We start from the raw sequence: 12,142 nt of genomic DNA, 5'->3' as shown, positions 1-12,142 counted from the left end.
TGTCCACTTTCTCTGCAAAGTCGGTTTTGGCAACCTTGGGTAGACTATCTTGCGAATAGGTCATCAATTTCTTCGGCTGAGAATGACTGACCCATTTCCTTGCCTGACAGCGTCGTTTCAACTTTGTCCTTGACGGGCTCACGCTCGAAGCCTGCGGGGCGCTTTGTCCACTCCGCGGCCACCTGGCCTTTGCGCAGGTCAGGCATGGGTTGACCGGGGAAGTCCAGCAACAACAAATCCCCGCCTTGTTGGACGATTGCCCGGATGACAAAGCCCGGCTCCTTCTTGATCTTGCGGGGGCCGAGCATATCGGTGAGCTGGTTGGGGTACACCACAGGAGTGCCCTCGTTATGGAGCTTGGCACCTGGGCCGTAGTCCATCCGCGCAACTTTGTTCGTGCCCATGAGCCTGGATAGCTCGTCTCGAGTCTCACCCATCTGCACGCGGCAGATGATCTGTGTGCCCACCATGCCCTGTATGGCTTTGACCGTGTTGTCGCCATAGATATCCCGCAGCTGGGCCAAGTCCTGGACGCCAGCGACGAAGACAACCCCTTTTGAGCGGCCTTTGTCGACCAGGGGCGCGAAGTTGATTTTGCCCACCGACGACAGCTCGTCGAGGACGAAGGCCAAGCTTCTGCCCTCCTCGTTCTCGCTCAATTGTGGTGAGTTGATAGCCAGCTCTGCCACGTTGATCAAGGCGGAGATGTAAGCCTGGGTGAGAGCCCGATCGGCACCGCTTTGAACGATGACCTTCTTGGGACCCTTGTAGTCATCACGCACCCAATCCGTGATTGAGAACAGCCGGGGATTTGCCCTCCTGTCGTCGTAGTCCGGCCACGCACGAGCCAGGTCGTCAATGATCTTGGTGTGGGCGCCTAGAGTGGCCAGAATATTGAAGCTGGTTTGACCTTCAGTGTTGGCAATCAGGTTATGGGCTTTTCGGTAGTTCTCATCGAGGATCGGTGCCAGCTCTTCGGCTCGCATTGACACCCGACTGGCCAGATCAGTCCATGTCCACCTCAATGGCTTCTCGTTTTGCAGGGATATGACCACCCCGTACAAGATCTGGCGGGCTGCTTCTGTCCAGAACTTGCCACTGCCGCTGTCCTCAGGGATAAGGCTGTTGGCGAATGCTGAGGCCTGGGTTGTCGTCTGGACATCCCGGGCTACATGCCATATCCGCGAACGGCTATCGAATGGAGAAACAATCGAACATTGTGTAAATTTTGAAGAAAAATCGCCTTTGATGTCATACAGGAAGAGCTTGGCATGCTTGTTGGCGATGATCTGTTGAAGCATCGTCAACAGGATCTGGGTCTTTCCAGAGCCAGTGCTACCGAAAATCAACATGCTTTGGCTGAGCAAGCGCTTACTCATGAACAAGTCCGGGTGGATGTACATCCCGAACAGATCGTGCTTTCGCTCCTTTTGCGGTGGCCCTCGCCTCCTGGCTTCTGCGATGGCTTGCTTGCCTTCGAGCAGCCGCGGGCCTGACACCACCCAAGAATTGGACCGGGGGATGAGGCCGAGATATCCCAAGCTAGCTCCAGCTAGCAACCCACATGCAGTCGCCACACCTAACCAGCCCATGTCATGGACCCAGGTGTAGTTGTCGATGCGGGAGTAGAACGCAGGATCCAAGCTCAGGGCCCGGACGGTGTTGCGCAGGCCGATGGTGGCAGCGGCCAACGGCGTGAAGACTGCCCCAAAGCCCAGTGCGGCATAGCTCAGCCCCAGGTCCCAGCGGCGAACCGGGATGGATGCGTCGATGTGTGGGCCGGGGCGGCCAAAAGCGTCGTAAACCTTGGTGCTCATTGCCCCAGGATGAAGGCCGGTGGCAACTTGTCCACCGGCTGTCTTATGAAAACTATCATTTTTGATAGCTTTCGCACGACTACATCAGCTTGAAGGGGTGATCGGCCACCTGTGCATACACCCGATCTGTCCACCAGACCCGCCGCCCTTCAACCAGGTTCAGGCACATTCCGGCGTCCAGATCCAGCGTCGGGTCGGAGGCATCGGGGGACCACTTCGGCTTCTTGGGTGGGCGAGGCTGCCAAGGCCAGCGGAAGCGCTCACGGATCTTCGAGCCGGAGCAGTCAGCGATAGCTTCGGCCAGACCTTCCTGGTCCCCTTCGATCCAGAGGATGGCGTTGTCCAGGCCAAAGGCATTGAGCTGGTCCATGTCAGCGTAGGAAACGGCCGGACAGCCCTCGGAGCGCCCTGCCCAGCCATCGCGAACGTACTTCGACGGGTGGAGCACTACTGCCCTCTCGCGTGCCGCATCATTAAAGCCGACCATCAGCCCGTCCAGGCGTCGACGCTTGGAGTTGTCGGTGGTGTTGACGTACTGCTCGGACACTGCATACAGGCCCACGGATGTCATCAGCGAGCCGGGGGTGTTTGAAAACACCTGTGCTTTGCCAGCGTTGGACGGATCGGAGCCGCGACCATGGGCCACTTCGGTTCGCAGGATGACCTCGCTTGTGCGAGTGTCGATGGCCCACAGCCGTGCCGCAGATGAGGGCAGGCGCATGTCGGCCACGATGAGCAGGCCAGGATCCCTGCCCAGACGCTTTGAACAAGCCAGCGCTTGCTCGGCGTGAGCTCGCGTGGTCTTGGACATACCGTCAATATGCTTGGGCACGTTGGCCCAAGCCGTGGATGAGAACATTAGTGCTGAGATGAGAAAGGCCCCCGCCTGCTTGATCATCGTTCCAGCCCCCTGCTCCGCTCCCGCTCCATGACAGGCTCAGCCTGCTGCGTCCTGGAATTGGACTGCTGCTGTTCGCGCATCTTGTTCAGCTCCATGACCTTACTGGTGCCCTCTTCCACTGACATGTTCGACGAGGCCCGGAAGGATTTCTCGGAAGCTTGCTCGACGTTCTCGAGCTGTTTGGGCTCCAACTTGCTCAGCTCCTGGGCTTTCTGACTTGTGAATTCACTGGCTGAGGCGAACTCTGACAGCGATACCCTTGTGCGTACGGGAGCCTGCTGGGCTTGCTGATCCTGTGCAGATGTCTGCTGAGCTTGCTGCTGCCTGGCACTGACGCTCTCGTGAGCGTTGACGGTCAAGCCTTCGAGATATGTGTCCTTGGAGACGATATTGGGGCCAGCCCGTTGCGCCCATTTGTCGTAAGACGGGCCGTACTTCGCGTCAACTGCTTCGAACAGTTTCTGGCCGCGATCTGAGCGCCGCTCTTCAAGACTCATATCCAGCCACTTGTTGTTCGTAGCCGGGTGCTGGCCGAACGCCGGCTCCCGATCGATTGCCCATCGGTCTGCCTGGTTGGCATCCCACATCCGCTCCTCTTTAGGTGTGGGCTTGGTACTTGAGTTGGGGTGATCCAGGTACGCCGCCCGGGCATCCCGATCGTTTCCCCGGAAGGTTTCCAGGCGTGCCCACTGCTTGGCATCGGCCGGGGCAAGCTCATCGAATTTGCGATCTTGCTTGCTGGGATCTGCAGCGAAGGTGGCGTTGTACTGAGCTTCGTACTTGCTGTACTTAGCCTTGACCTCCGCGCCTTGCTTCTCGTGGTTGGTGTATGCCGACATTACTTTGTTCCTCCTGTGTTCTGATTTGAGCCCTCGGCCAACATCTTCTCGACGTCTTCGGCCTCGATATTTTTGGTGCGTACGAAGTCCAACCGGGTGTGGTCAGCGCGGTTGAGGAAGAACAGTGCGTGCCCTTTCTCAGCCAGGTGCGTCGTCAGGTCGGTATCTTCGATCACAGGAGCCTGGACATACGATCCACCGGAGTTGATCGCGATGTAGTTCTGGTGATCCAGGTCATCGAGCTTGATTTTGCGGGACAGCCCCATATAGCCCTTCAATCCACGGGCAATCACTTGTAAGCGTGTGGACCCACGGCGGCGAAGATCACGCAGGGCATGCGCCGAAGGGTGCTTGGGGTCGAAGTAGATCGTGTTGTGCCTGGTGTCCAAGCCCCGACTGATATCAATCGTCGACTGAACTGACACAGGCAATTGGAGCTTCTTGACCTCGCCTGCCCGGTTCTGGAACATCTTGTAAGTGGCCTTCGAGGAAACGAAGGTGATCTGGGAACGGAAGTTTTCCAGATACCGCGTCTTGGCATCTTGGGATTTGAGGATTTTGTCCAGGGACTCGATCATCTGAGTGGCGTAGATGAAATACAGTCCCATTGAGCGGCCGACCGCAGTCAGGTCCACTTCCATATTCGAAACCAGCTCCTGGCACTCGTCGGTCATGTCAATGACGACGGATTGGCCAGTATTCTCCTTCCACAACCCACCGTGCGTTTCAGTGCGCAGCTTGATCTCGCGGAAAATGCGGGTCTTCACGAGCTTGGTGATGAGCTTTCCGAAGTCCCCGTACTGGGTGTACGGGAGGTTGATACCCAACCGCGCTCCGTAAACGACTCGGGTGATGTCCACGCCCTCTTCCGTGTCAGCCCAGGCTTCGTCCTCACCTACGACGCCGTCATCGAGCAGGTGGCCGCGGAGCTTGTCGGATTTGAGGAAGCCCAAAATGTCCTCGTCCACATTGATGAGGAAGGAGGAGCGTTGCTTCTCATCGGTATTGGGCCACTTGTTGGTGAAGTAGCCAGCAGCACGGCTGAGCACTCTTCCCTGGAGGCGGAAGTCCGGATGGATTGACTCGGGGTCGAGCTCGAGGCGCAGTTCCATTTCCTTGATCAGAGCCGCTTGCTGCTCGTTTGCGTCGGCAATATCTATGCCGGCGATATCACCGAACCAGCCCAGCCAGCGGAGCAATGCCATCGTCTGCCTGTTGGCCTTGAACACTCCGCCAGCACCCATCACGGGTACGGAGATCATGTCCTTCATGTCTGCGTAGCACGCAGGCGTCCAGCGGTACTTGCGCTTTGCCTTGTAGGCTCGCAGCTCTCCGTCAATCGCCTTCGTCAGGCCACTAATAGCCCTGTCTTCCAGATCGGTAGGCAATCCAAGCTTTTCGTTCTTGAGCTTCTTAGCCAAGTAATACACGACTTGATGCTCGTACTGTTCCAGCCGCTTACCAGCACGAGCAATTGCAGCCTTCTCGTGGGCAACAGCGGCTTCCAGCAGTGCCAGGGCGAAGCGGTGGAACGTTCCAGCGCCTTGGGACCAGATCGAGTCGCTGTTCAGATCGTCGTTGCGTGATTCAGCAAACGCCGTAGTGATTTCCTCCGCACCCAAGCCCTGGAAGGGTGCGAACTTTGTTTCCGGCTCAATAACAATATCCAACAGTGGCCGCATTTCCGCGACGAGCGCGCCCTTGCCGTCGGATAGAATTACTCCGACCTTCTCTTTGAGTGTGGCCAGCCACAGCAGTATTGGCCGTATCACGGACGAGGTCTTGCCTGAGCCTGTCGCGCCGAAAATGTGGAGATGGGTGGATAGATCTTTGAGTGTCAGGCCCATGACTTGCCACATGTCAGGTGCGCTGGCCATGTCGTACTTGGCCATAACGCCTTTTGCCCAGCCTAGCGGGAGGAATGGGCTCTTATCCCTGGCTGCGAAGGCGATCTGCGTCATGCGGGCAGGTGAGAGCTTGCCCAGAGCTGAGTCGTCCTCTGACATTGCTCCCGCCTGCTGCTTACTCAGACGCTCCAACTCGATGGTGCGAGCGTTGTAGTTCTCCAGCGTGTAAAGGAGCGGGTATGCGCAGGACATGACCAGCAGCCCGATCGGACGGAAGAAATCCAGCGACTCGGGCAACATACCCAAGCCAAAGTTGATCGCCAGCACGGCCACAAGCACTTTGATCGCAAGCCAGAGACGGCCGAAGAATGAAACCAATGGAGCATCTTCGCTTCCAGTTTTCAGGGTCATCGTCAGAGCGACCAGCAGAACGGCGCCGATTGCCGCTGACTTCATCCCCCCGCTGGTGAGGTTCGCGATCTCACCGGTACCGACTGGACCAATACCACCCATGAGGATTGGAACGCCCCATGACAAAGCCAGGAGCTTGACCACGGTGGCCGTGTCTTCGGACTGGTACAGCGTAATCATGTGGAGCATCAGCAACGGCAAGCAGATAGCGCCGGCTAGCCACATACCACCGGGGAATTGAGACAGGAAGTAGCCCAGTGCGAACAGGATGGGGAAAGCGCCCATCACCAGGGCAGTGGCAGTGGAGTCGGAGCCGTCGCCCAGGTCCTCCGGGATGATGTAGCCGTTTGTGGGCTTCCCGTCGGCAGTCAAACGCCAATCCCTGATTGTCGACTCGAGGTCAGGCGTTGCCCGTGGGAACCATTTCTTGAAGTTCCAACGCTCGTCCTCGTCCACTTTCGGCATAAGCCACTTGCCACCGACATTGAGGGCGCCCATTTGCGTGAGCGTTGTCTCATCGCCAGCTTCCACGTTGAAAAGCGGCTGGCCTTCCAAAACGGGCGCGATGTTGATCAGATCACCACCCAACACAAGGTGGTCGTAGCGTTCATTGGCTCGCTGGTAAACACCCTTGCGGGTATCGGTGTCCGCTGGGTTGAAAGGTCGGCGACGGATGAGGGAGATGACACGCTCGCCCAAACTGGGGAGGATGTTCAATGAGTCGTAGATGGTTGGCAGGCGCATGGGAATTGTCCTCAGTTTGCTCGGGCGCGGATTTGATTGATGAACGGTTCGAGTGAGGCACGGAGTTCAGTTCCGAAGCGGCTCATACAGCCCCCACGCCACGCAAGGTCATCGGCCCAGGTCATTGAGCCGTTGCGGCCTTCCAGGTCCTCGAACAGGTGCCGACCAAAGGCTTCGCATTTGCTCAGGTTCATTGTTTGACCGATTTGACTGATCTCTTCGGCATTCTCTCGGCAACCTTTCTCAATGGCCGAATAGCGATCGTGGTCCTCTCGCTCATGCCGCACGCGGAGCTTGCTGGTTTCATCCAGACACTTTTGTGCTGAGTACGACTGCGCCTGGACGGTCCATTGCTGGATGTTGTCCTCTCGTTGCGCTTCGTACTTGGCCGCTTTCTCTGCCGCGGATTTGGCTTGCCGTTGCTGCCACCATCCGTCGGGGTTCGTGGTGGCTTTATGGACAGCGCCACCTGCTGCCATGAGCAGGGTGCAAATGACGATCGGATAGATGTATGCGGCAATCCCTACCTGCTTTTCTTCCTCGTCGCGCAACTGTGCTGTCCACAACTGGGAAATTTCCCAGTTCGCATTCCTCTTCAAAGGCATGCGCTCTGTGGAGATGTTGAAATAGGTATCGGAGATGCGTCGCTTGACGTCATCATCTGGCCCGGGGATATCTTCGGGCTTGGGCGCTCCTATAAACAGCTTGCCGTACCAGTTCAGTACATGGCTTGCCAGGAATTTGCCCGTGGTTCCAGTCTTGCGTAGGTGAATGAAAATCTTATCGAGGATCATGGAGTGATTTCAGTTTGAGATATCACTCCACGCTAGAAGCAAAGTCGGATTTGGCAACCATGGTTTTGCGAACTCATAAGCCGTTTTCGAACGCATCGAGGGCGTTGAGCGCCTCGTCCTGCCAGGTTTTCTCCGGCTCCGTCTTCGGAGCGGGTTTAGGTGCTGCTGGCTTGGGAGCTACGGGCTTTGCTGCGACCTTGGGTTTGTCGACGGCGGGCAGGGTTTCGGCCTGGGTCGGGGCAACTGGCTCAGGCTCTGGGTGCTCCACCACTACCTGGACCTGAGGCTCGGAGAGCACGTCGCCCACCAGGTCCGCGGTGGAAACTTCCGGAGCAGGTTCGGCAACTGGCTCAGGTGTTGGCTCAGGGATGGACGCAGCCGGCTGCAGCACCGGAGCGGACGCGACGGGTGGTGCAGCCGGCTCGGGCTCGGCGCCCGGCCAGAACACGAATGTTCCGATGCCAATGGCTAAGGCGGCGGCTACGGCTCCACCGATGATCAGCGGCTTGCGTGAACGCGGAGCGGGTGGGTCTTGGATCTGTTGTGGGTCTGGAACGAAGGTCGGCTCGCCTTGAGCTTCGGCATGCTCCTCCGGTGCCGGCTCCAAGCTTGGCTCTATAGAAGGAATAGCCTGCTCAGCCTCCACGGCGACAACTTCGTGGGCGGCTTGCTCCTCTATCGACTCCTCAGCGAGTCCCGACTCCTGTGCTTGACCGCTCTCCCCCACGGCAGGCATCTCCGCCTGAGCGGGCATCTCCGCCTGGGCAGGCTCCAAGGGGTGGGATTGCTGTTCTTCCTCAACGACTCGACCTTCCAGGCCGTCTTCCAGCTGCGGCAGTTCAACAACCACAGACGGCTCTTCTTCGGCAGGCGCGGCAATCGCCGGCTGCGGTTGCGGCACTGGTTCCGACGGCTCGGGCTCGTCTGGTTGGTGGACTTGCTCTTCAATGACCGACCCCTCCACCGGCTCGATCTCTTCGAGCTCAGGGAGATCCAACTCCCCCACCGGGTGCTCGGGCAGGGTCTCCTGTTCGTCCTCGTCCATGTCTAGCAGTGGAAGGTCAGGGAGGTCGTCGAGGTCGAAATCGTCTGTGGGGTTGGTCGGGGTCATGGTGTTGGTCTGTTAGCGGCGGGGCTTGTTTCGGGTGTGCTTGCTGCGCTGTTCAAAAGCCTTCTCCACGTCCTCGGCACTCAGGCCTTGGAAAGGTGCTGGTTGACCCTTCTCAATGAGGATGTCGATGATCGGACGCACGTCATGCTCAAACGTCCCCATCCCGTCGTGGAGGAAGCCCGCAGCCGCCGCTACTGAGAAGGACATCGGTAGGTTGGTTGTCTGGTCATAGCCAGTACGCTTCTTGTTGCTCATATAGGTTTCCTCGGAAAGAGGCCGGCCCCAGTGTTGAGGCCGGCCGAGTTGGTCAGGTCAGGTCGGGCACGGGAGAGATCAGGATCCGGGCCTGGCCGCTGCCGCAGTTGTCCACCGCGGTGGCAGGAGGGAAGGTTCCGCGGAGGGTGAGCTCGGCCAACGGAACTTGGCAGGCTTTCGCGTTGCGGCCTTCCACGGCGATGGTCAGGGGAGTCTTGGACTTCTTCGCCAAGGAGGAGATGCGGTCGAACACCTGGGCTGTGCTCTCATCGCCGTTGGCGACAGTGGCCGGGTCGTAAGCGATCGCGACCTGGGCCAGGGACTGGACCTTCTCCCCGTCCGCGTCGACTTCCTTGGTCTGGACGGTGGCAGTCATGCCGGCGGCGCGTGCCCGGTCGGCCAGTTCTTCGGCTTCTTTGAGTTGGGCCCGGTAGGAGCCAACGCCCCCGACGGCGGCACCGATGGCGCAGCCAGTCAGTGCTTTATCGCGTTTGCCGGAAAGGAAGGCGGCTGCGCCACCAGCCAGACATCCCAGGCCGCCGGCCTTGAATAAACGCTTCCGGTCGGTCTTGGGCTTGGTGGTCTCTTCGGATACCTGTGGTGTGTCGCTGGATTGCGCAATGGCAGGAGCAGTGGCTGCCAGCATTGCGGCGATGGAGAGGGTAAGGATGGTTGTCTTCATGTTTGATTACCTGTGAGTCGTGGGGAGGGTTGGGTTGAGGGAGGGAAGTCATCGAACGAAGAAAGTCTTGCCTTGGTTGGCCCCTGCCCTGCTGCGACCGCTTTCTTCACCGTTTGAATTTGTTCGTCAAACAGTTGGGAGCGGAACGCTTCCTGGGCTTGGCGGTCTCTCTCGTGAGCCAGAGCTGCGGTTTCGGTGAAACGAGCCAGGGACTTGGCAACGTCGGCACGAAGGTCTGCGGCCAATTGTTTGAAGTCATGAGAGGGGTCGGCCGGTGCGAGGACTTCCTCGGTACAAAGTTTCAGGAAGGTGGAAACGGATAGCCCACGCTTGTCAGCCGCCGCCTCATACCGTCGCAACTCCTTTGCATTGAGCCAAACCGATATCGCTTTTCCTGCCATTTCCTTTTTCCAATTCGTGAGTTATCCGTTGAGATTTCACGATAAAAGGAAAACCTACTTTGGCAATGGGGCTCTCACATATCTGCGAACCGCACAGCAATGCGGCTTTGATGGTGTTTTGGAGGCTTGCCCCTCATAGGGGCTCTCACAGGCGCGCAAGACCGCGCTGCTGCTGGGTTTAGGGGCGCTTTTGCATGGGAGGCCTCATAGGGCCGGCAAAACACAGAAGGTGCGTGGTGTCCATGCTTTCGACTTGCACTGCGCTACGACGTGGCTTCACCTCGTCAGGTACCGCACATCAAGTCGTACATTTCGCTTTCGATGATCATTCTGGCGCGTGCTCTTTCCGCCACGGTTGTCAGACAACGCTCCACCGGCTGACAACCGTGGCGGCGCCCAACTCACCTTTCACCGCTTCCCACAGTTGCCAAATAGCCCCTCCCTCTCAAACTGGTTATGTCGCCCCACCCCTCCCAGACATGACGCCCGCCAACACTTCCATTTCGCTTTCAGACTTCCAGCAGGCAATTGCGCAACTCGACGTCCGCCGCCCTCTGACTGCTCCCCGATATGCCAGGCGTAAAGTTCTCGCCACTGCCGGCCCGTTTTGCGCGTTATGCGACAAACCTTTCGACCACTCCAACCCACGCGGCTTCGACCACCCCGTCATTGCCTCTTGCGTCCACACCTTCCTCGGCGGCCCACTCGTCGTCGACAACCTTTTCGTTTGCTGCCGTCGCTGCCAGCAGGCCCGCTCCTCCTCTGACTTGTTGACCCACCCCAACCTTCCAGACGACTTACTCGCTCAGCGCTCTGCCGCTTTGCTGCTGTCAGACAACCACTTGGTCCACCTGCCCAAGTCCGCAACACTCGATGATGTCCGCACCACTCTTGCTGCCCGGCATACCTTCCCTCGCTCACGGGTCTACGCCGCACAAGCCGATGACGGCTCCTGCTTCATAGGAGTTGGGTCGCGTTATGGCGACGATCAGTCGAAAGGGTTGGCCCACTTCCTGGCCAGGTTCGCCGGCTCACTGGTTCACCAGGACAAGCAATTGAAGGTGTATGAGCTGCCCGACGCTGCGTTCCGGCGAACGGTCTGGGAACTCATTGAGGCCAACGCCTTGGTGGTGGGCGTGGCCCGCCGCAGCGTGCTTCGCGATCGGCAGGACTACTGGTGGCTGACCACAGCCAGCATCGGTGAGCTACGGATAGGCAGGGTTGCCGGCGTGTCGGTGCCGTTCGATGAGGCACCCAGGCAAGTAGGTCAGCGGGCGGTGCGAGCCAGGAAGTTAACTGCCCGCAGGCGTCTCGAGCGTCAGCTACGAGAGGCCGAAGGTGTGCTTGCCCAGGCAGATGCTCAGGCTGAAATGCTCATGGAGGCGAGAGCTAACACTTCGGGGAGCGCGTTCCCCACCGATCCGGGTGAGGGGTTGGAGATGCTTCGCCAATGGGCGCTGGCCCAGGAGTTGGTCGACCAACTCCGAGCCCAGCTTGCTCAGGCACGGACCCGCTGCTCGTACCAGTCGTAGGTCTCCGAGTGCGTTTCAGAAATGTATTTCTGCACCGAAGGAGGAAGATTGCGCTGGCCCAGCGCCTGGATGATGTTCGTGCCCTCGCCTCGGACGTACATGGGTCGCCCCTTGTGGGTGCCAGCCCGAACCATTGAACGACGGCCTTGGGCCCAGACAGTAGCGCCCTCTTCAACCAGCCAACCGATGATCTGATCCAGTGCGCGGCAGGCCATGCGATCGCCAGCAATAGCCTTGGCGCGATACAGGAGGCAGGCGTACATCAACAAGGTCAGGTCGTTTTCGTCGCGGGACTCGATGACGCTGTGCGTGGCTAATTTGACACAGGAGGGCACCGCCATCTCCTGCCCGGTGAGCACACCGTCTTGTTTCAGAGTTAGAGCGCAGTGCTTCCGGGCGCTGGCCAGGGCGGCTTTTACCTTCCCCAATTCGAGCGTGTCGATTGCCTGTGAGATTGGGTCGAAATAGGTTTCAGTGATCATGATGTGGATTTCCTTTCGTTGGATTGGGTGTGGGCGAGTTGACCGGAGCGGAGTTGTGCTTCGTGGTGGAGTGAGGCAATTCGTTCGAGCGTGGAAGGCAGGCAAGCCCAGGACTCCAAGACGTCGAACTCTTCGATGATTACAATTCCCGGCGTGCGTGAGACTGACCGCAATGTGTTGGCTTGCTGGGCCCAGTTCTGATTGCTCGACCGGATGAGGCGGTAGCGAATTGCAGGCTGCCCCGCCAGACCATCAGCGATGGGGTTGGCTATAACGGCGAATACGCCGGGGTGAAACAGGTCCTGATAGGTATCTTCAATTCGCAT

12 protein-coding genes are annotated in these 12,142 nt (G+C 58.7%); 1 reads left to right on the top strand and 11 read right to left on the bottom strand.

All coding sequences use genetic code 11. The features are described 5' to 3' along the window. Window positions 1-44 precede the first annotated feature (44 nt). The 9 genes from JGR68_RS05335 to JGR68_RS05295 form a co-directional block, all read right to left on the bottom strand. Window positions 45-1,817 (bottom strand): type IV secretion system DNA-binding domain-containing protein, encoded by a 1,773-nt coding sequence (locus JGR68_RS05335; protein ID WP_199361447.1) that lies wholly within the window; start codon window positions 1,815-1,817, stop codon window positions 45-47. Window positions 1,818-1,896: 79 nt separating this feature from the next. Next, window positions 1,897-2,715, bottom strand: a complete 819-nt coding sequence (locus tag JGR68_RS05330) for a murein L,D-transpeptidase catalytic domain-containing protein (protein WP_199361446.1) — start codon at window positions 2,713-2,715, stop codon at window positions 1,897-1,899. Beyond that, on the bottom strand, window positions 2,712-3,557 hold the full coding sequence (locus JGR68_RS05325) for a hypothetical protein (protein ID WP_199361445.1): 846 nt from the start codon (window positions 3,555-3,557) through the stop codon (window positions 2,712-2,714). The genes JGR68_RS05330 and JGR68_RS05325 overlap by 4 nt, the downstream gene beginning before the upstream one ends. Further along, complete coding sequence (locus JGR68_RS05320; RefSeq protein ID WP_199361444.1) at window positions 3,557-6,559, bottom strand: ATP-binding protein; 3,003 nt, start codon at window positions 6,557-6,559, stop codon at window positions 3,557-3,559. The genes JGR68_RS05325 and JGR68_RS05320 overlap by 1 nt, the downstream gene beginning before the upstream one ends. 11 nt (window positions 6,560-6,570) lie before the next feature. Further along, complete coding sequence (locus JGR68_RS05315; RefSeq protein ID WP_199361443.1) at window positions 6,571-7,353, bottom strand: hypothetical protein; 783 nt, start codon at window positions 7,351-7,353, stop codon at window positions 6,571-6,573. Window positions 7,354-7,426: 73 nt separating this feature from the next. After that, window positions 7,427-8,464: a hypothetical protein gene (locus tag JGR68_RS05310; protein ID WP_199361442.1), complete on the bottom strand. Its 1,038-nt coding sequence runs from the start codon at window positions 8,462-8,464 to the stop codon at window positions 7,427-7,429. A gap of 12 nt (window positions 8,465-8,476) precedes the next feature. Then, window positions 8,477-8,719 carry a hypothetical protein gene (locus JGR68_RS05305; RefSeq protein WP_199361441.1) on the bottom strand — a complete coding sequence of 81 codons (243 nt, stop codon included), beginning with the start codon at window positions 8,717-8,719 and terminating at the stop codon, window positions 8,477-8,479. Window positions 8,720-8,771: 52 nt separating this feature from the next. Continuing rightward, window positions 8,772-9,401, bottom strand: coding sequence for a hypothetical protein (locus JGR68_RS05300; RefSeq protein ID WP_199361440.1), 630 nt, complete (start codon window positions 9,399-9,401; stop codon window positions 8,772-8,774). Further along, window positions 9,398-9,802, bottom strand: coding sequence for a hypothetical protein (locus tag JGR68_RS05295; RefSeq protein ID WP_199361439.1), 405 nt, complete (start codon window positions 9,800-9,802; stop codon window positions 9,398-9,400). Before JGR68_RS05295 ends, JGR68_RS05300 begins: the two co-directional genes overlap by 4 nt. A 479-nt stretch (window positions 9,803-10,281) precedes the next feature. On the opposite strand from JGR68_RS05295, the gene JGR68_RS05290 reads away from it, so the two are divergent. Next, window positions 10,282-11,334, top strand: coding sequence for a hypothetical protein (locus JGR68_RS05290; protein WP_199361438.1), 1,053 nt, complete (start codon window positions 10,282-10,284; stop codon window positions 11,332-11,334). Here the strand turns inward: JGR68_RS05290 and JGR68_RS05285 are convergent. Both JGR68_RS05285 and JGR68_RS05280 read right to left on the bottom strand, forming a co-directional pair. Continuing rightward, window positions 11,301-11,816, bottom strand: coding sequence for a hypothetical protein (locus JGR68_RS05285; RefSeq protein ID WP_199361437.1), 516 nt, complete (start codon window positions 11,814-11,816; stop codon window positions 11,301-11,303). The two genes, JGR68_RS05290 and JGR68_RS05285, sit on opposite strands and share 34 nt — an antisense overlap. Further along, window positions 11,813-12,142, bottom strand: coding sequence for a hypothetical protein (locus tag JGR68_RS05280; RefSeq protein WP_199361436.1), 330 nt, complete (start codon window positions 12,140-12,142; stop codon window positions 11,813-11,815). The genes JGR68_RS05285 and JGR68_RS05280 overlap by 4 nt, the downstream gene beginning before the upstream one ends.

This window comes from Luteimonas sp. MC1750 (assembly GCF_016615955.1).
In the GTDB taxonomy this organism is placed as follows: Bacteria; Pseudomonadota; Gammaproteobacteria; order Xanthomonadales; family Xanthomonadaceae; genus Luteimonas.
The sequence above is the reverse complement of the archived record's forward strand: the minus strand, read 5'-3'. Positions and strand labels throughout refer to the sequence as shown.